Source organism: Methylobacterium planeticum (genome assembly GCF_008806345.1).
GTDB lineage: Bacteria > Pseudomonadota > Alphaproteobacteria > Rhizobiales > Beijerinckiaceae > Methylobacterium > Methylobacterium planeticum.
The window spans coordinates 1-21,614 of record NZ_VZZJ01000034.1 but is presented as its reverse complement, the minus strand read 5'-3'; the positions used below and the strand labels follow the sequence as shown (position 1 = coordinate 21,614).

The window sequence follows — 21,614 nt, the reverse complement described above, 5'->3', positions numbered from 1 at the left end:
CCGCTCAGGCCGGCGCCACCCATGATCCACCCATGGGCCACCCATGAGCCACGCATGAGCCACCCTCGTGGCCCTATGCCATTTTGACCCACTCATCCCCGGGGACCTGCGCGATACCTTGGACACAATCCAAGGTGTCGGCGTTGTCCTCGGCACCCCACTGTCCGGTCGGCTCCGTGCCGGCCCTTCCCCAACAGGTTCGGAGACCGAGATGGGACGACCTGGAGAACGCGACATGAGCCGACGTGACCTTGTCGCCGGCGCGACGGCCGCCGCGGCGCTGACCACGCTCCCGGCGGGAGTCCGCGCCGGAACCGCCGCCACCGACAAGCCGGTGATGGCGACGGTCAACCTGACCGTGAACGGGCAGCGGCGCGAGCTCGAACTCGACACCCGCACCAGCCTGCTCGACGCGGCGCGCGAGCACCTGCACCTGACCGGCTCGAAGAAGGGCTGCGACCACGGCCAGTGCGGCGCCTGCACGATGATCGTCGACGGGCGGCGCATCAACGCCTGCCTGACCCTCGCGGTGATGCACCAGGGCGCCGAGATCACCACCATCGAGGGGCTCGGACAGCCCGAGAACCTGCACCCGATGCAGGCCGCCTTCATCAAGCATGACGGCTACCAGTGCGGCTACTGCACGCCGGGCCAGATCTGCTCGGGCGTCGCGGTGCTCGCCGAGATCAAGGCCGGCATCCCGAGCCACGTCACCGCCGACCTCAACGCCGCCGTCACGGCGAGCGAGGCCGAGATCCGCGAGCGCATGAGCGGCAACATCTGCCGCTGCGGCGCCTATTCCAACATCGTCGAGGCGATGACCGAGGTCGCCGGGAGGCAGTCATGAGGTCCTTCACCTACGAGCGCCCCAGCACCCCGGCCGAGGCGGCGGCGTCCGTCGCGCGGAACCCCGAGGCGAAGTTCATCGCGGGCGGCACCAACCTGCTCGACCTGATGAAGCTGCAGATCGAGACCCCTTCCCACCTCGTCGACGTGAACGGCCTGAGCCTCGACAGGATTGAGCCGACGCCGGAGGGCGGCCTGCGCATCGGCGCCCTCGTGCGCAACACCGACCTCGCCGCCGACCCGCGGGTCCGGACGGATTATGGCGTGCTGAGCCGGGCGCTCCTCGCCGGCGCCTCGGGTCAGCTGCGCAACAAGGCGACGACCGCCGGCAACCTGCTCCAGCGCACGCGCTGCCCGTACTTCTACGACACGGCGCAACCCTGCAACAAGCGCCAGCCCGGCAGCGGCTGCTCGGCGCTCGACGGGGTCAGCCGCCAGCTCGCGGTCATCGGCGCGAGCGAGGCCTGCATCGCCACGCATCCGGGCGACATGGCGGTGGCCATGCGGGTGCTCGACGCCACCGTCGAGACGGTCGACGCCAAGGGCACGGAGCGGAAAATTCCGGTGGCCGAGTTCCATCGCCTGCCCGGCGACAGGCCCGAGGTCGACACCCATCTGAAGCCCGGTGAGCTCATCACCGCGGTGACGCTGCCCGCGCCGAAAGCCGGCACGCATATCTACCGCAAGGTCCGCGACCGCGCCTCCTACGCCTACGCGCTGGTCTCGGTGGCCGCCATCCTCGCCAAGGACGGCACCGGGCACGTCGCCTTCGGGGGGGTGGCGCCGCGTCCCTGGCGGGTCGAGGCGGCGGAGGCCGATCTGCGAAAGGGCGCCAAGGCGGTGACCGACCGGGTCTTCGCCGGGGCCAAGCCGACCGAGCACAACGCCTACAAGCTGAAACTCGCCGAGCGGACCCTGACCGCGGCGCTCAACCAGGCGAGGGCCTGAGCCATGAAGTTCGACACCCCCGCCGGCCAGAATCCGATCGACCAGCTCAAGGTCGTGGGCAAGGCGACCGACCGGATCGACGGCAAGTTCAAGACCACCGGCACCGCCTCCTACGCCTACGAGCGTCACGACGTCGTGCCGAACCAGGCCTACGGCTACGTGCTCGGCGCCGGCATAGCCAAGGGCCGCGTGCGCGCCATCGACACCGCGGCCGCCAAGCGGGCGCCCGGCGTCCTGGCCATCGTCACCACCCTCGACGTCCCCAAGCAGGGCCTGGGCGTGATGAACGTCGCGAACCTCTTCGGCGGCGACGAGATCCAGCACTACCACCAGGCCATCGCCGTCGTGGTGGCCGAGACCTTCGAGCAGGCCCGGGCCGCGGCCTTCCTGGTCAAGGTCGATCATGCCCCCGGGGCCGGCAAGTTCGACCTCGCCGTCGAGGCCAAGGCCGCCAAGCCCGTCGAGGGGGGCAGCGGCGAGGGCAGCGGCGGCGGTGGCGAGGACAGGCACGGGGATTTCGAGGGCGCCTTCGGGCAGGCGCCGGTCAAGCTCGACCAGACCTACACCACGCCGGACGAGAGCCACGCCATGATGGAGCCGCACGCGACCATCGCGGCCTGGCAGGGCGACACGCTGACCCTCTGGACCTCGAACCAGATGATCGCCTGGGGCCACGGCAGCGTCGCCAAGATTCTCGGCATCCCGAAGGAGAACGTCCGGATCGACTCGCCCTATATCGGCGGCGGTTTCGGCGGCAAGCTGTTCGTGCGCGCCGACGCGGTGCTGGCCGCCCTCGGGGCGAAGGCGGCCGGGCGCCCGGTGAAGCTCGCGTTGACCCGCCCGCTGATCATCAACAACACCACGCACCGGCCGGCCACGATCCAGCACATCCGCATCGGCGCGACCCGGGACGGGCACATCACCGCCATCGCGCACGAGAGCATCTCGGGCAACCTGCAGAACGGCAGGCCCGAGACGGCGGTGGACCAGACCAAGCTCCTCTATGCCGGCGCGAACCGCCTCACTGCGATGCGGCTCGCCCATCTCGACCTGCCCGAGGGCAACGCCATGCGGGCCCCGGGCGAGGCGCCCGGCCTGATGGCGCTGGAGATGGCCATGGACGAGATGGCCGAGACGCTCGGGCTCGACCCGGTCGAGTTCCGCATCCGCAACGACACCCAGGTCGATCCCGGCAAGCCGGAGCGCCCGTTCTCGCACCGCGACCTCGTCGGCTGCCTCAAGCGCGGGGCCGAGACGTTCGGCTGGAACAGGCGCAACCCGACGCCCGGACAGGTCCGGGACGGGCACTGGCTCGTCGGCATCGGCATGGCCGCGGGCTTCCGCAACAACCTGCTGATGAAGTCGGGTGCGCGGGTCCGGCTCGACCCGGCCGGCACGGTCACGGTGGAGACCGACATGACCGACATCGGCACCGGCAGCTACACCATCATCGCCCAGACCGCCGCCGAGATGATGGGCGTGCCCCTCGACAAGGTCGTGGTGCGCCTCGGGGACTCGGCCTTCCCGGTCTCGGCGGGTTCGGGCGGGCAGTTCGGCGCCAACAACGCCACGGCCGGCGTCTACGCGGCCTGCGTGAAGCTGCGCGAGGCCGTGGCGCAGCGCCTCGGCATCAACTCGGCCGACGCGGTGTTCGCGGATGGCGAGGTGCGGTCGGGCAACCGCGCCGTGCCCCTCGGCCAGGCCGCGAATGCGGGCGAGCTGACCGCCGAGGACGCCATCGAGTACGGCGACCTCTCGAAGAAGCAGCAGCAATCGACCTTCGCGGGCCATTTCGTGGAGGTCGGCGTCGACGCCGACACCGCCGAGGTCCGGGTCAGGCGGATGCTGGCGGTCTGTGCGGCGGGCCGCATCCTCAACCCCAAATCGGCCCGCAGCCAGGTCATCGGCGGCATGACCATGGGGGTCGGCGCGGCGCTGATGGAGGAGCTCGCGGTCGATACCAAGCGCGGCTTCTTCGCCAACCACGACCTCGCCGGCTACGAGGTGCCGGTCCACGCCGACATCCCGCACCAGGAGGTGATCTTCCTCGACGAGGTCGACCCGCAATCGTCGCCGATGAAGGCCAAGGGCGTGGGCGAGCTCGGCATCTGCGGCGTCGGCGCGGCGGTGGCGAACGCGGTCTACAACGCCACCGGCGTGCGGGTGCGCGACTACCCGATCACCCTCGACAAGCTCCTCGGCCGCATGCCCGACGCGGCCTGAGCGAACCGGGGGCAAGGGCACGCGCGAGCCCCGCCGGCGCCGCCTCGCCGGTCCTCGCCGCCATCCCGGCCGGCGGCGCGGGCTGCCCCCTGCGTCGCCGGCGCCGCGAATGAGGCGGCGACGGTCCGGCGCAGCGGCGCGGCGCCCTCCCGCAAGGGATTGCCCGAGACCGTCCCAAGACCTTCCCGAGACCTTCGCCGGCGCGGTGCGGGTCGATCCGCTGGCGGAGGAGGCGCCCCGTCCCGGTCGCCGGGCGGGCTCGTCCCGTTCGGGGCGGGCCGGGTGCAGCACGGGGGCGGTCCGGTCCAGCGATCCGGCCGGGCGACGGGGTGCGCATCCCGCCCGGCGTGACGCACTGGCACGGGACCTCGGCCCCTGCCGGGATGAGCCGGATCGCCGTCGCGGAGGGGCTCGGCGGCGAGGGCCGGATCGTGGGCCGGATCGTGGGCCGGATCGTGGGCCGCACGACCATGTCCGGGATCGCCCAGGGGGAAGCCCGGTCCCTGCCGCCGTCGCGGACGACCTGCGCGGGACCCACGTCGCCGACCGGAAGGGCCGCGACCACGTCGTGGCCATCGCACGACGCTCGAAATCCGTGGCGGAATGCTCAGTCCAACGGCGCTCTCAGGATCGCGCACGGCTTAGGCGAAAACAGGCTGGTGACGTCCGATGCCCGGGATCGACCCATCCTCGACGGTGACCCGGCTGACGATCATCGTCCTCGACCCGATCAGCGGTCGGCTCGTGACGATCGAAGCACCGAAGCCGCGCCCAGCGCCCGATCATGGTCAGTCTGCAGCAGGATCTATAACTATTTATCGTCTTTTTTCGCAGACAATTGCTGAGAAAACAGGTCGGCCTGATGGCGAGTCAGGCCAGAAACCAGGACAAAGTTGCCACGGTAAACCGTATACGTGCCGTCGTCGGTGGCCTTCACTCGGATCATGCGAATCACCACCATCTCTGCAAGCTGCGAACTACGTACGTAGCAGCTTAACTGTTCACTGAACGCCTGCAAGCCAAATTTTTAGGCAAATCCCCCAGTATAGAAACAGCGAGTATTGAATTTGCTGGATTGTTAGGGTACGGACCCATACGATCGGCACATGCCCGGCACATGCCCGGCACCCTGGCAGGGACGCCGGTCCGGGATTCCCGGCGGCGATGCGTATGGTCCGATACAGGGGCGGCAACCGGTCCGCCGGCGAGGGTGCGGCACTGGTTAATCTCTCTGCGCTAAGGATGCTGCCGGCTTCCTTCACGGCCGGGATGGTTCAACTCCGATGATCGGCACACCGACCTTTCCCGATCTCGGCGCACTCGTGGTGGACGAAAGCCTCTACGTCCGGCGCATCGTCCGGGACATGCTGGTGCGCACCGGCATCCGGCGCATCATGGAAGCGCCGGACGGAGCCGAGGCGTTAGGCGTGCTGGCCGAGAGCAAGCCCGATCTGATGATCCTGGATTGGGATCTGGCGATCCTCTCGGGCGAGGAGGTGATCCGGCTCACGCGGGACTACAACACATCCCCGGCGCCCTCCGTGCCGATGATCCTGATGCTGGCTCAGCCGCGCAAGGATCGGGTGGAGCGGGCGATCCGGCTTGGCGTGAACGAGATCATCGCCAAGCCGTTCTCGCCCAAGACGATGTGGTCGCGGCTGGACGAAGTGATCAACCGGCCACGGTCCTACACGATGGTCAAGAACATGCTTCAGCCGCAACCGCGTGCGCGTCTGGGCGCGATGGCCGCCTAGGAGGGCAGGTTCCGACGAACCGAATCCGCTCGGCGACGCCTGCGCCGCGGATGGCCCGAGCCTCCGCGTGCGCCTCGGATTCCGCGATCGGCTGATCCAAGCCGGCGCGCGTCCGCCGTCGCAGGGCCAGCCGGTCCGACCGTCTCGACCGACGCCTCGATGGCATCGCGCTTCCCGCTCATCCTGGGACGCCGTTCTCCTGCGCCCACAAGGCCGCCTGAGTGCGGTTTTGCATTTGCAATTTGCGGAGGATGTTCTTGACGTGAATTTTCACCGTGCACTCAGACAGATCGAATTGCCGGGCGATCATCTTGTTGGAGGCGCCCGTTGCGAGGCTCTGCAGCACGGTCAGCTCACGACTTGTCAGGCGACGGGACGGCGTGAGGTCCATTTCGGGGAGCAGATCTGCAGCATCCTGGACGGCGATGTTCGGCCACCGGTTCACGGAGGGTTCGACGGTGAGCCGCGGCGGGTCCGCGAGCCAAGCGAGCAGACCCGCGGACTGAACGCTCGCTCCAGCCATGACGACATCAAGCGTTGTGATCAGCGTTGCTCGATCGATCTCATTGCCGAGCACAGCATGAGCAGACAAGCGCAGGTGCTTTGGCAGGAGCCTCAAACTTTCACGACTTCCAAAGACCAAGAGCTTTGCCTCCGGGTAGATCGCATGCAGCGCGCAGATCGCATTCATCCTGACTGCATCTTCCGGCGCGGCAATGATGAGCTCGACGCTCTGGTGCCCATTCGAGAGGGCATCCACCTCACTCGAAGAGGCGATCGTGGCCACGATCTGAAATCGCGTTCCCTCGAGATAGGACAGCAAACCCTGCTGGACGAAGCCGTTCGCCACAATCATCGCCGCAGGGACCGGTCCATCGGCCCGAGCGCCTGACGACCCGTTCTCGATGTCTTGCGCCTGCGTGCCCGAGGTCAAGTGTGCCTCGATCAGCCTGTCGGATTCCTCCAATGATGCGAAGTTGTAAGACATTGGCACACCTACGCTCAATTGAATTCGCCTGCGTAGGGATTTGCAAATCACGTGCATGTCGGCCACGCCGCACTGCAACAGCCTCGAAACCATCCCTGCTCCCGTGAGGTGGTGCGAGGACCGAGTAAAGCTTCGAGGAAGGCTCAGTCCGCTTGTCTGATCGACATCGGGAGGCGCATCGTCAGGCGGGGGAGCCCGGCGGGTCCCGGACCGATCGCGGGCAGCCGACCAGGAGCCCGCGGCGCTGCGGCGTCAGCCGTGTTCGCCGCGGGGCACGCGACGTGCATACAATCTTGGGCTGCATCGGCCGCCTCCCTGGCGGTCCGACGCCGCCGGCGGGTCGAGCGCATCACGAACCCAGTGACTTGGCCCGCCGCCATCCGTCCCCGCCGGCTCCGCCGCCGTCCCGGCCCATCGGCCGTGAGCCTCGCCCGGGATGCGCGGGGTCTCAGCTCCTACGGAGCCTTCTCGACCTGACCTCGGATCTCGCCCTTCGGGTTCTCGCTCGTGTGAACGTTGAAGTAGAGCTTGCCCGCCGTCAGATCCGCGGCCTTGGCGTCGTCGAGGGTCGCGGATCCACTGAACGGGCTTTCCGTGACGGTCACGGGAATCAGGACGCCGGCATTCTCCCCCGCCTTGGCGGGCCCATGGAAGTGTGCGGCCGTGACCGGACCGGTGAGCCCGCTGTAGCTGCCCTTCCAGGTCAGTTTCTTGCTGGCGGCATCGAAGGTCGCGGTGACCTCGCCGAAGCCCTTCGTCGTGGTGGCCGGAACCTCGCTCGAGCCATTCAGGGTGGCCTTGTAGGTCACCGTCTCGCCGGCGGCCTGCGCGGTGCCGAGCGAGGCCGCGAGAGCGAGCGCGGTCAAACCAGAGCGGAATGCGTGGGTCATGTGAGTCTCCCTGACAGCGGCTCGACGGCGAGCTGCTCGGACTGGCAGATGGGTGCCGATCGCGCTGAAACCATAGCGGATCTACTGACCTTCCTTGAGGGTTTGGCTGGCCATTTCACGAACAAAGACAAGGCAAGCCTGGCGCGCCCGTAGATCTTCGACCTCCGCGAAGGCACGGAGAAGCTCCGTGCTTTCATGCGCTTCCGCCAATCTCGCGCCTTCAGCCTCTTGAGGTTGCGCCCCGCGCAGCACGGCTTCCGACACGTCCAATGCCTGGGCCAGGCGCGCCATCATCGATGTCGGCGCACGTTTGGCCATACTGTCTAATCCTACACATTCAAACTATTTTATCATAGATGACGCCTCGAAAGGAGAAATCGTTCCTTCACAGCGTGGCTCGCCATCGCGCATCGTGGCGCGTGACCGCTTGAATCCGCAGCATCACCCTGCAGATTCTCGTGCCCGGCCCCCTGGCGCGACGCGGCAGGACACGCGCAAGGAGCAATATCTTGCGCGCAAGCAACTTTGAGTTCGTATCCGAATTGGACAGGCAGGTCACGGATTCGGTGGAAGGCGCGGCGCTCATGGATGGCCTGGCAGGAGACGATCGACCAGGGCGCTCCGTATCTCCAGCGCTGAAGGCTGCCGGCTTCATTGGAACGTGGCGGACCGATGTTTCCGCCGGGCGCTCGGTTCTCGATGAAGGCGCAGCGGCCTTCATGGCCGGTGACGCCAGACTTGCAGGACGCCCCCTGACGCTCGACGACGCGCTCTCGCGCCTGCATCCGGATGATCGCGACTGGGTCTTCGAGCGGATTGCTCGCGTGCGTCACACGGGCGGGTCGTTTTCAGCCGAGTTTCGGATCCGCGATCACAATGGCGAGGTGCGCTGGGTCCTCAATCGCGGCCGGATCTTTCCCGACGCAACCGGCGCCATGCAGGGTCAAGGGGCCTATATCGACACGACGGACATCCATCAGGGCACCGCTTCGCCGGCCCTATCGGCGCTGGAGCTCGCCGCCCCTTCTCTCGATCCGCTGGACATTGCGATCGATCATTGCATCGCCGCGCGGAATGCGATCGAGCAGGGTGACAAGCCGTTCCTGCGGCTGATGATCGACATGCTGCTCCTGGAGCTCGGACGAGCGCTTGCGCGGAGGCGAGGTGCTTAGGGCAATCGGCGTCGCGACGGTTCGCGACCTTGCGCTTGGCGGTGCTTGAAGCGGCCTGCAGGGCGGCCGGATCGTAGCCCGCCGCTGCCCCGCCGCCCGATCTCATCACGGGCTCGCGGGGAGGCTCGTCCCTCTCACCGGTGAGCCGGTACGCCTCATGGCTGGACGCGGCACGACCTCACGGGCCCGAATGACCGTTTCGCGTTTCAGGCACGTTATGATCCGGTGATCCACAGGAGGCCGTCATGAGCGCACGCAGCTACCCCGATGTGAATACGAGCGAAGCCAGCAACAACCCGGCCAACAAGCCCGTCCACCGACAGGGGCAGGACGTCGACAGCGTCGACCAGCTCAGCAGCGTCGTTCTCATGGGACTTGCGATTGTCGGTGGTGCGGTGGCGATCCTGGTGATCCACCTGCTCGTCTGAGCGCGAACATCGGGCGAGCGCGCCATCGCGGCGCGCTGCTTTGAGCCGTCGAGCCGCGGCGGCACCCCTCGAAGGGTTTGAGGCCGACCGGCATGGCGAGATCCGACGACGCCAGCCTCCCGAACGCCGTCGAGCACTGGAGCGGATTGCCGGATTTCCGTCGATTGAGCCACGGGGCAGGTTCAGCCGACCCTGTATGCCGACGCCTTCAGCCGCTTTGCTCGACGCTGCGGAGGCTCGCGAATGTCGAGAAGAAGCTCCCGTACCTGTATAATCAGGTTGCGCGAGTGCCGGATCGCAGTTTCCAGCTCGATGCGCGCGTACTGGCTTTCATGAATGAGCACTAGGCTGAGGCAACGGTATTGAGCATCCATGACGCTGTCCCGAAGCTGCTTGAAGGCTTCAGGGTACCGCGTGCTCGGATACTAATTCAAGTCAATCAACCAGCGTGGCCGTGGCCATCCGTCGAACGGTGCGGTATCGACGCGTAGCGTTCACTCGGCCTTTCCGGCCAGCCTCACACCCGGATCCCCTGCGGTGAACTCGATCCCGGCCGCCTTCAGCGTCCGCAGCAGCGCGTCCATCTGGGTGATCGTGATGACCGGCTCACCCGGGCTCGTCTCGGCCCGCAGGACGACGCTCGGGCGTAGCTTCGCCTTCCTGGCAAGATCGGACAGCGCCCACCCGAGCAGTTCACGAGCAGCGATGATCTGAGCACCCGTGATCATGGTATCGTCTCCGCCGGCGGCTGGGCTTCGGCGAGGCTAGCGCCACGCGTGGCGCAGGCAAGCTCGGGGGCCGGGAACGCCGCGGTCGGCGAGCCCGTCACGAACCGGCGCCGCCGCTTGGCGCTTCCCCGCGGCCGTCTCCAGCTTGCGCTTCAGCCTCCCCGTCTCGGTGCCCTCGACACGGCCGACCGGAGGCCCACCGTCGGCGCACGGCCTCGGCCCTGAGCCTGCGCTTCGTCATGCCACCGGGTCGCGGAGCCTGACGCCTGGGCCGCGCCCCGTTCTGGGCGATGAACGCGACGCCCGCATTCTCGAGGGCCCGAGCTGCGACGCCGCCGCGCGCCGCTCCTGCGACTAGTCGAGGCGCGATCCTGCAGGGCGATCGTGCAGGGTTGAGCATGCTACGAGGCTTTCCGAGCCGCCGGACCCGCGCCGCGCGTTGGGGTCGATGGCGGGGTGGGGCCGATGACCAGCCCGAAGGACGTCGCTTGTCAGCAGGTCACGTCGACGATCTGGCGGAAGGGGTGGGACAAGGTCCGTCGCCCGTCACAACCTTGATATCGTTGCGTTTCTCAGGCCGGCTCGACGACCATGGTGTAGCACTCTGGCGTAGCAGCTTCAAGCCCAAGCGATACAGAGGACGGCACGAAGGTGCAGCTCTCTGTCCCTCTGGTCGCGCAATCCCTCACCCAGTCTCACGAATTTCAGCCCTACTGCGACCAAGGCACCAAATCTACGGCGGTCAGCGTTCACCCTATTGAATTACGCGCACACCAATTCCAGGCTGCTGAGCTCACTCAGAAGCAAAGCTTGTGGTCGGTTCCGCGGACGCTTGTTTGCCGGTAACGGCCGGCGGGCCGAGGAACTCACTAAGTCGCCCGCTCAGCCGCTTCAGATCCCCGGTTTCACATTCCCAAACGACGAAGACGTCCCAGCCAGCCTGTTGCAGCTCTCGCTCCTTGCGAGCGTCGCGCTCAACATTCTGAGCGAATTTGGTTTGCCAGAAGTCGCGGCGTGTTGTCGGGGTCGAAGCCTTCTTGCAGCCAAGATGCCGGTGCCAAAAACAACCATGGACAAAGATCACTTTTCGGCGGGAGGGGAAGACTAGGTCGGGGCGCCCCGGAAGGTCGCGCCTATGGAGGCGAAAGCGATAGCCCATACTGTGGATCAGGCGCCGTACAAGAAGCTCCGGCTTGGTGTTTTTCCCACGAATACGCTGCATCAGAGCGCTACGGGCGGGATCCACCATCCCTGCAGGCATCTTCGTCAAAGCGGCGGCATCCAAGGCCGCTTCCACCTCTCTGCCGCCATGTCATTCACCATCGCTGCCAATCGAACTCCCGACTGCCGCCACTGATCGTGAACGTGCGCCAGCCCAGTACCGCTGCTCCGGAACGATATGATCGAACCGAGGAACATCTCAAGCGGCGTTGTAGCATCAAGAGGGATGCTCGGATCCTTTTTGGATATCCAAGCAACTGCATGTCTGTTTCTACGACTCTCAGGAGCATTCGTAGTAAATTGCATGTGAAAATAATTGTGGTCTCCGATTGTACGATTAGGCGTATCGAATCGATAGCACAGGCATTCGGTTCCGTGCGCCCCTTTCGAGTATAGAATGATCCAAACGTTCACACTTGGCCGAGCCGCAGAGGGATAATTCGCCGCAACAGCCAGCAAAGGCAAGTAGGTATTGCCATGAGCAGAATAAGGCGTCAAATAAACGTAGAGATTTCTCGCCGCCATGTCGAATATGGGGCTAGAAACATCAATCAACGCCTCCAGCTGATCGCGCTCGGCCCTGCCATGTGTTTCCGCGATTTTATCGGCCAGCTCTCCTTCATCGACCGTGTAATCCGCTCGAGCCTTCTGAAAGGACGGCAGGAGAACGAGAAGGGATCGGAGATCGTCGAACTCGGCCATCAGAGTGAAAAGCGGATGCTGGGTTGATATTCCACCCCGTCAAAGCCGGGGCGACGAACAAAGCGTTGGACATACGGCGAGGCTAGGTCGGCCACAAAACCACGGGTGCTATTCCTCTCAAGGAAGCTTGAGGTGTCTTCGCAGAAACGGAGGTCGGTCTCGCTGGGCCGGTCCTCAGCATTCTCCGGGAGCCTCTGCTCGTCCATCACCCGGGTCCGAAACCACGCCGCTCGACTCAACCAGTCTCGGCGCGGATACGCGTGGTCGGCGATGAGCTCTTCCCGCAGGCCGAGACCCGTCGTGACGGCAGGCGTGAGCTGTCGACCCTGTAGACGTGTGAAACTCTCCGTACCGATCAGGGATGGAAACCTGGAAATTAGCCGGGGGACATCAATAAGTAGATCCTGTCCGGCGAAGACGAGGTACTCAAGCCATTTTGCGATACGTGACGCTGCAATCCTTGGCAGGGAAGCTTGATCGAACTCTCTGTCCGTCGACTCGAACCCGTGACCGGACTCGTAGATGAAGCGCTTGAACGTGGTTCGGTCGTCCTTGAGGAACTGCAACACAGTCCGCGGGAGGCCAGCCCTAGCATGTTCGAGGCCCAGCCACTCCATCACCGGCGCATCTAAAGCGTCGGTCACCTGCGCAATCCGACACTCGAGTCGTGCAACGGCATCGGGTAACACCGGCCATGACCAGGGTCGAAACTCGCTCCAACCGTCCGAGCGCCAAAGTCCTGGGTTCGTGAGCTGCTCGCTCCCAATGTGTAGATCGGCATGTGTTTCCGGGTGACCGCGCAGAGTCAAATCAAACCTGTTCGTGCCGAATTGATTTAGCACGACGATGTATTTGCAATTTGAGTAACAGCGAGCCAGATATGCCAGCCTCTGACCGGTCAGCCCCCAAACGTCCTCAAGTTCGATGAAGTTATAGTCCAGGATCAGAATATCCACTTCATCAAAGGCGTGCGTACCCCATGCAATCGGCGCTTGAGCTCCGGGTTGAGGTGGATTTGATACATGCGCAGCCCAACGTCGCCGAGCTTCAAGTTCGCGTGCAATCGGGTTGATGGCGGCTCCCGAGATGACCTTGATCTCGGGCGACCCCTCAGGCGCAAGCGCTTGCAAGTCGTTGACGAGATCACTCAGCGGCCGATTCGTGTCATCGCAGATGACGATTTTTAGAGGTCTCATTTTTCTGCCCATGAAAGCTCAAACGCTGTGGCGTAGCCCTCGCTCGGCTCAACAAAGCGGACCCGACAATCGAGGTTGTTAGCGACCATCCTGACGATTGAGAGACCCATGCCCATACCGCCGAGTCCTAGTTCTCGGCGGTCACTGGAGATCTCAAGCTTGCGAACAAAAGGCTTAAAGAGGTCTTCAGCGGTGCGCAACTCAACGCCTGAGCCGGTATCCTCAATTATGATCCGAGTGCGCCCGTATGAATCTTTAGACCAGACGAATATCTCACGATGATCCGCATCAACAAGAGCATTGGCGGCGTTGATAAACACGTTTTGAAATACCGCCGACCATTCAGCGACTGTGCCTTCAGGGAGCTTTATGGCGAGGTCTAATTGATCGAGATCGATCGATATGCCCCGTATCAGAGAGCGTATATTTGAAATAATCTCTTCAATAAGTGGCGCTGCTTTGAGCCTGACGCGCGTCTCGCGATTCTCCTGCGCGTTAAGCGGTGCGAATATGGCTCGGGTACGTCGCGCCGCGGAGATCCATTCGCTCAGGGAGGAGACAAGCTCGCGACCGACCGGGGACGGATCATGCCTGCGGAACCTCCGAGCGATCTCCTCCAATTGTGTTAGCTGCTTGGCCGCTTCATGCTCGTAGGCTAGCGCTGCGATACCTGCGGTTGCAAGTGCGCCCATTAGCCCAAGCTGTTTGAGCGCGTTCTCCGCCTCTGTTTCACTTGCCTTCACGGCCTCCTGCACCTCGCTTGAGATCGCTCGGAAGACCGGCTTCGGGATCTGATGTTCAAACGATTTAAGCACCTCCTCGACACGCCTCACCTTGGCCGAAGCCACTTGACCGATGCGGCCTGGCTTGGGGATGTCGTTCATTCGGGCCGTTTGACGGACTGCATAGAAGTCCAGGGCAAAACGAACGATGTCCCGCATGCTTCGGTAAGCGGGATTGTCGACGAGGCGGTCACGCGAAGCCTGGATCTGGAGAAACTCGTTCAGTCGGACACGCCGCTCTTTCCTGGCCTCCTCTCGCTCAAGAGAAGTGTCAACTCGTGCAACACCATATATGCGGGAATTTGTTGGAAGATTGTTCAGACCAGATTCGATCTGCAATTCTTCGGGAAGGAGCTTCGAGCGCGATAGACGGTGCGAGTGGTCGATCTCAGTCCGCAGCCAGTCAGTCTCGGGACCATAGTACGGCAGATGAAAACCACCATCGTAGATGTGAACGCCTCCGTACTCCTTCAGGTACTCGCGTGCGGTCTCAACGACAATCCCGAATTTCTGCCTATTATAGAGACTGAAAATGCGAATTTCAAAGTCAAGAGCATGCAGGTCACACCCCACAAACGTCCGCTCAAGGACCTCCGGGTCTTCTCCGGCAAATTCCAACGTATACCGAACAGTCCTTTCACGAATGTCAATTCGTGATTTGCTTGGAATGATGCGGCCACGAACGCGGGCGCCCCAGATATCAAGATTCCGATGCATTTGGACATCGAACACCTTCGCAAAATCAGGACTCCAATGTTCGAGCTGAACCTCGAAATCGCTCTCTATCCCGCGTTGAAACGGTGGCTGCAGCTGCCAAACCTGTTGGGCAAGGCTCTTTAGCTGCTCTACGTCCCAATGCTGATTGAGCCCTCCAATGACAATCTCCACGCCATGTGGGCGGCCGTTCGCGTACGCCTTCTTCCGTGGGCCAACGGCATAATCAACCCGGGCACTCGTCAACTCACGCGCTTTGGCGGCTGTTGACCAGTCCACGGTCGCTAACAACTGCCGCGCCGGCTCCTCGCGTGGGGACGTTCTCAGCGCGAGCGTTGTGCCTAGGAACTGTACCGCGAGGCGGCCGATACCCTTGCTACCAGTAGGGCGGCGATTCTTGGCTGTCCGTTCGATCGCCTGCTTATGCGGGGAACCGACACGCATCCAGAAGTTCTTGAAACGGTCCGGAGACATGCCGTCGCCGTCGTCCGTAATAGTGAGGCTATCCTCGTCGATCCGAACAACAACGGTGTTCGCGTCTGCATCGTACGAGTTTTTGATTAGCTCCGCCAATGCGATGTGTGGCTGCCCGACAAGACGCTCGCCGAGTTCCTTGAGCAACGCGGCGTCGACGGTGAACTCGAAGCTCGGCACCCGCCTAGACCCCTGAAGTCGCCGCGCCTGCGCCGACCATGTCGCCTTTCGATTGATGGTCGAAAGAGCGAACGTGGTTCACAAGGCTTCGACCAACAACGCGTCCTAGGCGCACGGGGACCGCATTCCCTATCAATCTGCCAATTGTCTTCATCGGCGGATCAATGCCCGGAGGCGTGAATGCATAATCGCGCGGGAAGGTCTGCAGCATCGCGGCCTCTCTCAGAGAGAGCGCCCGATCCTGCTCGGGATGACCGAACCTACCACTGCCGAAGCCAAACGCCTGCGTGGTTATGGTGGGAGCGGCCTTATCCCATTCCATCCGGCCATAGACGCCGCGGTAGCCCTTGCCTTGATCGCGAGCATGACACGGAGCAACTAGCGCCTCGTCCCAATCGTGCCATGAGCCTCCCGGCCTCGAAGATTGGATTCGGCGGAGGTTCGTCGGCGAGAGCGCACTCGACTTATGGAGTGGATCATTGGGGTGGCTGCGACCGTGTCCTACAGGCGGTAGGTCTTGGATAGCGTCGCGGACCGTTTTTCTGGAGGCACCAAACTCATCAGGAGTCAGAATTTTCACCTCGCCGAGGAGCGAGGCGAGGAGCACAAGCCGCCGACGCCGCTGCGGCACGCCGTAGGCTTCGCAGTCGAGGATTGCAGCGTCGACCGCGTACCCCGCTGCCGAGAGATCCCGGACGAAGCGTTCATAGATGGTATGCCGACGTAAGTCGGCTACGTTTTCCATAGTAATGAGTTCGGGACGAGTAGCGAGCACCAGCCTGCTGAAGGCGCCGAGCAACTGCCAACGGGGATCCAGTTCATCCGATCTCGCCTGCGTGTAAGTCGAGAAGGGCTGGCAGGGAGCGCATCCTGCCAGGAGACGTACCCTTGAGCCATCCCAAAAACGCGCAATGTCCGCCGGGGTGAGCTGCGCCACATCGGCTTCAACGAACTGCCCCCAATTGTTGGCCTCGTACGGATAGCGGCAGGCGGGGTCAACGTCATAGCCGCCACGCACCTCGATGCCCTCAAGCTCAAGCCCGCGGGTGAGGCCACCAGCACCGCAGAAAAGATCCACGCCAACGATACTCATACGACCGATACACCCCCCGCCGCCCATTGAGGGCGCCACCGTTACGCCTTCTAGGGCAGCTTGCCCAACCCCGCGAGCCAGCGGGATGACCGCAAGCTAGTACGGCCCCACGGCGCTGCGGAGTGCCGAGATGCAATGAACCACAGGAACCGTTAACCCACAGTCGCCGTGGGGGAGGGGCAACCCGGCCAATGCTTGGCGCGACGTCCTTAGGTACGCGGACCCGACTTCAACGATTGGTTGACAGCCAATCGCGCTCGGCGGCGCTCATTCGGTTGGACCAGTGATCTCCAAACGGTAATCAGTTAACAAAAACTGGTCCGAAATTTTCGGTAGCAGGATTGCATATCGGCCATCCCCCCTGTCGGCAATGTGGACGTGCCAGTAGAATGAGCCATCTTCCTTAGTCGTTCTGTTGAGGTGACCTAGAAGGCCCGCAAGAGTATCTCGAGGAAGCACGAACGCCGTGTCCAGGTCCATGCATCCCAACAGGAAGTAAGCTCGCTGCTCCTCACAGAGGAAATCGTCCCATGGCGGGTGATAGGCATACCAGTACGAATGCCGCTGCGCATAGCGCTTTGAGATCGAACACACCGCCCTAACTCCGTGATCGGCGGTCCAGTAAAGGGCCCGACTCCTGCGGATCAACGGAGCGCCCTCGCGCCGCCCAAGGGCGGCGATGATGCCTTCCCGCTTCTGCTGCAGGAGGGTGCCGTCAGTGAACTCAAAGGTGTGCACCTTTGCCGGACGATCGACCACCGGCTGTTCGTCCGGCACGTCCTCCTCAATCGCAACAGCCTTCCCGACATCCACAGTGGTCGTGAACATCACGTCTACCATGCCGTCGAGACGTGTGTACTCCATCGGGGCAAGCAGGCTACGGATCTTGCGTCCAGTCTCTGGGGTCTCAGAGTTCTCCTTCAGTTGCACAAGCTTGAGAAGCGCCTCCGCACTGATCAGCCTGACATCCCAGGCGTGACGCGATCCGCGGATTTGCGCTTCGAGATCCCCCGTATCCTGCCGCCCAACGATGATCAGCACCGACGAGGTACCGGCGAAGTGACCCGCCTCTATCAGCTTGTTGCGGTATCCGGCCAAGGTATCAAGCGAGATGCGATAGGCGTCTGTCGTCTTAACCTCCGCGACGACAGAGTGCCCATCGGGTGAGAGCCAGATACCATCGTACCCGATTTCACCTGCAACTCCCTGGTACCGCCCGTTCCTAACCCCGTAGTCCAAGCGGCGACCAATTTCGTTAACTAAATCCTGAAGGATCATGCCGCCACGGTTCAGGCTGGCGCTCAGGCACTGGTCTACGTACGTGGCAATTTTCGAGGTTGGAATCTGTGACAGGTACTCGCGGAACTCGCTTGAGCAAACGGAACCGTCCCGCAAGTTCCCGTCGCCCGCAGTTCCAACCACCTGTTCGACATTGAGCTGACCAACGGCCTCCTGGTTAGAGGCCCAAAGCGAGAGGAGCGGCATGACAACCCAAAATGATGCGTCGCGTACACCATCGCATGTCTCATGTACGAGCCGCCAGGCTTGACCTGGCGCTTGTTCACGTCAAGCCTCGGTGTGTTGCTGGATTGGCTCTGAGACGCCAACCTACCCGGGACTATCCTGGAGCAAAAATTCGAGAAGCCCTTATCTCCAGAAGTAGACGAAAGTTCCCCCAAGGGTGCCATTTGCGGCAGTGCGGGGCTCGCTAAGCCACGCACCGGAGGACGGACCTCCCTGCAAAGCTTACCAGCGCTGCCAGCGGGCGAGGACATTAATAGCGCCCCAAGACGACTCTCGCCCCAGCCCGCTCCCCCAGCATGTCGGTCTGCATCTGACCGCAAGTCCGTTGGGGTATACCGTATCGGACACCGCACGGACACTGCTTTGGGCCGTCCGAAAGGGTTGACTTAGATCAACGGACGGTAGAGCTTGCGGACATCAGCTTTTCGGACAGGTGATCCAGTGTCCCAGACCGTCCTCTACGCCCGTGTTTCAACCGCTGACCAGACCGCTGCTCACCAGCGCACACAGGCCGAGACTGCGGGCTTCCACATCGACCACGTCGTCACCGATGAGGGAGTATCTGGGGTCAGCACCCGCCTCGCCGACAGGCCGCAGGGCCGGCGTCTCTTCGACATGCTCCGCCGCGGGGACACCCTCGTGGTGCGCTGGGTCGATCGCCTCGGTCGCAACTACGCCGACGTGACCGAGACCATCCGCGAGCTGATGCGCCGGGGCGTGATCGTCCGTACCGTCATCAACGCCATGACCTTCGATGGGGCCACGAAGGACCCTATCCAGCAGGCCGTGCGTGACGCCCTCATCGGCTTCATGGCGGCCACAGCAGAGGCCCAGGCCGAGGCCACGAAGGCGGCGCAGCGGGCCGGCATCGACATGGCCAAGGAGGAGGGCGATGGCTACCGGGGCCGCAAGCCTAGCTTCACCCGTGCTCAGCTCGCAGCCGTCGCCGACATGCTGGCGCAGGGTGCGGGGGTCAGTGCCGTCGCTACCGCGACAGGCTTGAGCCGCCAGACCGTCTACCGCATCAAGGATCAGCCGGCTGAGGCAGAAGCAGCGTTGGGGCGCTGGGCAGCGTAAGGTTGAGGGAGGCTGGCCGTGGCCATCGGCTACCACCTCTATGTCGATGAGGCGGGGGACGACGGGGTTGATCGTGTGCGCCCACTGGACCCGGACGGCAGCTCGGAATGGTTTGTCCTCGCGGGGGTGCTGGTACGCTCTCACCGCCGCGGAGAGCTTCAGGGCTGCCTCCAGCGGATGAAGGCGGCGACCGGCCTAGCGCCCCACGAGATGCTTCACTTCCGCGATCTTGGCCTCGAGGCCCAGAGGGCTGCGATCGCGGAGTTGGCAGCCTTCCGCGCTGGCCTCGTCGTTGTCGCCTCCAACAAGCGCAACATGCGCCGCTATCGGAACCGCCGCGTCGAGGCGAAGAACATGGAGGTGAACAGCCAGGGGCGCTCAAGGCCGCAGAGCTACAACTACTTCTACAACGGCCTGCTTCGGTACATGCTTGAGACCGTAAGCGCCGAGGCAAATCGGTGGAACAAGGCTGCGGGGACACCCAACCTCGGGGTCTACACGACGGTGTCATACCGCAAGGGCTTCAACATCTCGCAGACGAAGGCGTACCTCCACAAGCTTAAAGTTGCCCGGCACGGGCCCGGCTACTTCAACAGCAAGCGGCAGATCACATGGGCGACGCTCAGCCCAAGCGACCTTGAGATGACGCGGGCGAAGGCCGAGCCGGCGCTTCAGATTGCCGATTGCGTGGCCAGCGCCGTTTATCGCGCCCTGGACGAGGACCGTTTCGGGACCGTGCGCCCGGAGTTGCTGGAGATAATGGCCCCGCGCCTTCTTCGACCAGCTCTTACGATGTCCCCGGAGGCATACGGCTTCAAGCTCCTGCCGGACGGTTTTAAGGGACCAGCATCGGCGGATCAGCGGCGCGGGCTGCAGGCGGTCGGCATCTTCCTTTGATCCGTGGCCGTGCCCACGCGGCTCGCCAAGCACACCGTTGGGATCGGGTAGGGAGATTTAAGTTCCACCTCTAACCCAATGACGGCCGGCGCTGGTCGGCGACATCGGGCCTGCCGGTGCAGTGATTGCACCCGCTCTGGGCCAGCAAGGCGCCACACCTTGCTGCCCCCCATACAGCGACAAGCCTCGTTCACCGTCGCGGCTTCCGCCCGCTCCCGGGTGCGATCAGTTGCCGGGAAAACACCATCACCATCAGCGCGAGAACGGACGGTCCCCGGTTGGGGCCGCGATCCCGCTCGCAATCATCAGAAGGAACAGCAACATGAGCACCACCATCACACTACCCTCGGCGCCCCTGGCGACCACCGAAGAGAGGCCGCAGACTGAAACCTTCACGGTCCACGTGGACGGCTCGTCGCTTCGCAACCCTGGCCCGGCCAGGTGGGCCGCAGTCATCTTCGCCCCGGATCGGGACAAACTCGTCCTCGTCGGATCGGCACCGAAAGCCACGAACAATCAAATGGAGCTGTGGGCGGCCTTCGAAGCCTTCTCAGCGCTCCCTCTCGATGCCACGGGCGTGCTCTACGCGGACAGCCGTTACGTCGTGGACGGCCTGACCATGCTGCGGGAGGACTGGGCTAGACGGGGCTGGCGCAAGTCCAACGGACAGCGGGTCGTCAACACGACGCTCTGGAAGCTTCTGGGCAAAGCCGCTGACGCGAGGCCGGGCATCCGCGTGGAATGGCTCCGCGGTCACAACGGGAACGCCGGCAACGACCCAGCGGACCGCCTTGCGCGGACGGAGGCGGAGAAGGTGCAGGCCGGGTGTGACCCGGTAGGCGCTTGCGGGCTGTTCCTCGAAGAGTGCGCCTTGGAGGATGCCGAGTTGGCCGCAGGGCGGGCAGCGGCGTGATGGGTGACACCGTGCAGGCCACCGCAGCGCCCGTGCAGTTGCCAACGGGGGAGCCCTTCACCGCGGTGCTGGCAGACCTCGTGAAGGACGAGGCGTACCAAATCCGTGTGAGAATGGATGGAGGCGCAGTCATTCGCTACGCTAAGGCGATGATGGCGGGGGCCGAGTTCCCTCCCATCCTCGTCGCGCGGCTCGCTGGTGCGCCCATCTTGCTGGACGGCTGGCACCGCGTGGAAGCGGCCCGGCGCATCGGGATGGTCACCTTCCCCGCCATCCTCATCGACCGCGCCCCTGCGGAGCTGCGATGGGCCGCCGCGGAGGCCAACGCCAAGCATGGCGTACGCCTGAAGCCGCGGGAGGTTCGGGCTGCGTTCCGCGCCTACGTGAAGGCCGGGCAGCACCTGAAGCGGGGCAGCCGGGTGAAGGGCTCGCGAGAGATCGCGAAGGAGCTGCACGGGCTGGTGTCTCACGCCGGGGTCTTGGCGTGGATGCGTTCGGACTTCCCTGCGGTGTACCGGCGGATGCAGGGCAAGGACGACGCGGGCCACGGTGACGGTGGCCTGCCTCCGGAGGACCCTGAGGATGCCCGTCTCGGAACGATCGAGCGAGCCCTAGAGGTCATCCGCGCGAACGCTCGCGGGGTTCGTGATCCAGCCCGGCGAGGAGCCATCATCGCGGGCCTGCAAGCGAAGGCTCGGGAGTTGGAGGGGGCTGGCGAGTGGGTGCCAGCCTCCGGCCTTGGCCTAGGAGAGGACGACGACTTCTAGTCGCCTGTAAAATTTTACACCCCCAGGCGCACAGTACACGACGATTTTGCCTAAGAGCTTGGTAGGACCTTAGAATTCCCGATTGGCCTGACGCTCG

Annotated in this window: 22 protein-coding genes; 10 read left to right on the top strand and 12 right to left on the bottom strand. The window is 64.0% G+C overall.

Going from position 1 to position 21,614, the window contains the following annotated elements; genetic code table 11:
* The first annotated feature begins 235 nt into the window (after positions 1-235).
* The 3 genes from paoA to paoC are packed head-to-tail and all read left to right on the top strand — an operon-like array spanning position 236 to position 4,017.
* Positions 236-847 carry an aldehyde dehydrogenase iron-sulfur subunit PaoA gene (gene paoA, locus F6X51_RS24245; RefSeq protein WP_407658675.1) on the top strand — a complete coding sequence of 204 codons (612 nt, stop codon included), beginning with the start codon at positions 236-238 and terminating at the stop codon, positions 845-847.
* The gene (locus F6X51_RS24240; RefSeq protein ID WP_150966316.1) at positions 844-1,794 is read left to right on the top strand and encodes an FAD binding domain-containing protein; all 951 of its coding nucleotides are present in this window, start codon (positions 844-846) and stop codon (positions 1,792-1,794) included. Before paoA ends, F6X51_RS24240 begins: the two co-directional genes overlap by 4 nt.
* Positions 1,795-1,797: 3 nt before the next feature.
* The gene (paoC, locus tag F6X51_RS24235; protein ID WP_150966314.1) at positions 1,798-4,017 is read left to right on the top strand and encodes an aldehyde oxidoreductase molybdenum-binding subunit PaoC; all 2,220 of its coding nucleotides are present in this window, start codon (positions 1,798-1,800) and stop codon (positions 4,015-4,017) included.
* A gap of 811 nt (positions 4,018-4,828) precedes the next feature.
* Here the strand turns inward: paoC and F6X51_RS24225 are convergent.
* Positions 4,829-5,035, bottom strand: a complete 207-nt coding sequence (locus tag F6X51_RS24225; protein WP_150966312.1) for a hypothetical protein — start codon at positions 5,033-5,035, stop codon at positions 4,829-4,831.
* A 265-nt stretch (positions 5,036-5,300) separates the two neighbouring features.
* Between F6X51_RS24225 and F6X51_RS24220 the strand changes: the two genes are divergently transcribed.
* Positions 5,301-5,771: a response regulator gene (locus F6X51_RS24220; protein WP_150966310.1), complete on the top strand. Its 471-nt coding sequence runs from the start codon at positions 5,301-5,303 to the stop codon at positions 5,769-5,771.
* A 178-nt stretch (positions 5,772-5,949) separates the two neighbouring features.
* Here the strand turns inward: F6X51_RS24220 and F6X51_RS24215 are convergent, their stop codons facing one another.
* From F6X51_RS24215 to F6X51_RS24205, 3 genes are all read right to left on the bottom strand, one after another.
* Complete coding sequence (locus F6X51_RS24215) at positions 5,950-6,852, bottom strand: helix-turn-helix transcriptional regulator (protein WP_150966307.1); 903 nt, start codon at positions 6,850-6,852, stop codon at positions 5,950-5,952.
* Between the two features lie 362 nt (positions 6,853-7,214).
* Positions 7,215-7,649 carry a CHRD domain-containing protein gene (locus F6X51_RS24210; protein ID WP_150966305.1) on the bottom strand — a complete coding sequence of 145 codons (435 nt, stop codon included), beginning with the start codon at positions 7,647-7,649 and terminating at the stop codon, positions 7,215-7,217.
* An 81-nt stretch (positions 7,650-7,730) separates the two neighbouring features.
* Positions 7,731-7,967, bottom strand: a complete 237-nt coding sequence (locus tag F6X51_RS24205) for a hypothetical protein (protein WP_150966303.1) — start codon at positions 7,965-7,967, stop codon at positions 7,731-7,733.
* 191 nt (positions 7,968-8,158) lie between these two features.
* Here F6X51_RS24205 and F6X51_RS24200 point away from each other — a divergent pair, with 191 nt between their 5' ends.
* Positions 8,159-8,821 (top strand): PAS domain-containing protein, encoded by a 663-nt coding sequence (locus tag F6X51_RS24200; RefSeq protein WP_246696988.1) that lies wholly within the window; start codon positions 8,159-8,161, stop codon positions 8,819-8,821.
* Positions 8,822-9,066: 245 nt separating this feature from the next.
* Positions 9,067-9,249 (top strand): hypothetical protein, encoded by a 183-nt coding sequence (locus F6X51_RS24195; protein ID WP_150966301.1) that lies wholly within the window; start codon positions 9,067-9,069, stop codon positions 9,247-9,249.
* Positions 9,250-9,431: 182 nt separating this feature from the next.
* On the opposite strand, the gene F6X51_RS24190 is transcribed toward F6X51_RS24195, so the two are convergent.
* The 8 genes from F6X51_RS24190 to F6X51_RS24155 all read right to left on the bottom strand — a co-directional run bounded on the left by F6X51_RS24190 (position 9,432) and on the right by F6X51_RS24155 (position 17,824).
* Positions 9,432-9,623: a hypothetical protein gene (locus F6X51_RS24190; protein WP_150966299.1), complete on the bottom strand. Its 192-nt coding sequence runs from the start codon at positions 9,621-9,623 to the stop codon at positions 9,432-9,434.
* Positions 9,624-9,743: 120 nt separating this feature from the next.
* Positions 9,744-9,977: a helix-turn-helix domain-containing protein gene (locus F6X51_RS24185; protein WP_150966297.1), complete on the bottom strand. Its 234-nt coding sequence runs from the start codon at positions 9,975-9,977 to the stop codon at positions 9,744-9,746.
* 793 nt (positions 9,978-10,770) lie between these two features.
* Complete coding sequence (locus F6X51_RS24180) at positions 10,771-11,262, bottom strand: very short patch repair endonuclease (protein WP_407658674.1); 492 nt, start codon at positions 11,260-11,262, stop codon at positions 10,771-10,773.
* Positions 11,244-11,900 (bottom strand): hypothetical protein, encoded by a 657-nt coding sequence (locus F6X51_RS24175; RefSeq protein WP_150966295.1) that lies wholly within the window; start codon positions 11,898-11,900, stop codon positions 11,244-11,246. Before F6X51_RS24175 ends, F6X51_RS24180 begins: the two co-directional genes overlap by 19 nt.
* Positions 11,900-13,108 carry a hypothetical protein gene (locus tag F6X51_RS24170; RefSeq protein ID WP_150966293.1) on the bottom strand — a complete coding sequence of 403 codons (1,209 nt, stop codon included), beginning with the start codon at positions 13,106-13,108 and terminating at the stop codon, positions 11,900-11,902. The genes F6X51_RS24175 and F6X51_RS24170 overlap by 1 nt, the downstream gene beginning before the upstream one ends.
* Complete coding sequence (locus F6X51_RS24165; protein ID WP_150966291.1) at positions 13,093-15,246, bottom strand: ATP-binding protein; 2,154 nt, start codon at positions 15,244-15,246, stop codon at positions 13,093-13,095. The genes F6X51_RS24170 and F6X51_RS24165 overlap by 16 nt, the downstream gene beginning before the upstream one ends.
* 4 nt (positions 15,247-15,250) lie before the next feature.
* Positions 15,251-16,339 (bottom strand): DNA cytosine methyltransferase, encoded by a 1,089-nt coding sequence (locus F6X51_RS24160; RefSeq protein ID WP_246696987.1) that lies wholly within the window; start codon positions 16,337-16,339, stop codon positions 15,251-15,253.
* Positions 16,340-16,606: 267 nt separating this feature from the next.
* The gene (locus F6X51_RS24155; RefSeq protein WP_150966289.1) at positions 16,607-17,824 is read right to left on the bottom strand and encodes a hypothetical protein; all 1,218 of its coding nucleotides are present in this window, start codon (positions 17,822-17,824) and stop codon (positions 16,607-16,609) included.
* Between the two features lie 480 nt (positions 17,825-18,304).
* Here F6X51_RS24155 and F6X51_RS24150 point away from each other — a divergent pair, with 480 nt between their 5' ends.
* The 4 genes from F6X51_RS24150 (at position 18,305) to F6X51_RS24135 (ending at position 21,517) form a co-directional block, all read left to right on the top strand.
* Positions 18,305-18,940, top strand: a complete 636-nt coding sequence (locus tag F6X51_RS24150; protein ID WP_150966287.1) for a recombinase family protein — start codon at positions 18,305-18,307, stop codon at positions 18,938-18,940.
* A gap of 18 nt (positions 18,941-18,958) precedes the next feature.
* Complete coding sequence (locus tag F6X51_RS24145) at positions 18,959-19,837, top strand: DUF3800 domain-containing protein (protein ID WP_191970244.1); 879 nt, start codon at positions 18,959-18,961, stop codon at positions 19,835-19,837.
* A 322-nt stretch (positions 19,838-20,159) separates the two neighbouring features.
* Positions 20,160-20,750 carry a ribonuclease H family protein gene (locus F6X51_RS24140; RefSeq protein WP_150966284.1) on the top strand — a complete coding sequence of 197 codons (591 nt, stop codon included), beginning with the start codon at positions 20,160-20,162 and terminating at the stop codon, positions 20,748-20,750.
* Positions 20,750-21,517, top strand: a complete 768-nt coding sequence (locus tag F6X51_RS24135) for a ParB/RepB/Spo0J family partition protein (RefSeq protein WP_150966282.1) — start codon at positions 20,750-20,752, stop codon at positions 21,515-21,517. The genes F6X51_RS24140 and F6X51_RS24135 overlap by 1 nt, the downstream gene beginning before the upstream one ends.
* The last annotated feature ends 97 nt before the right edge of the window (positions 21,518-21,614 follow it).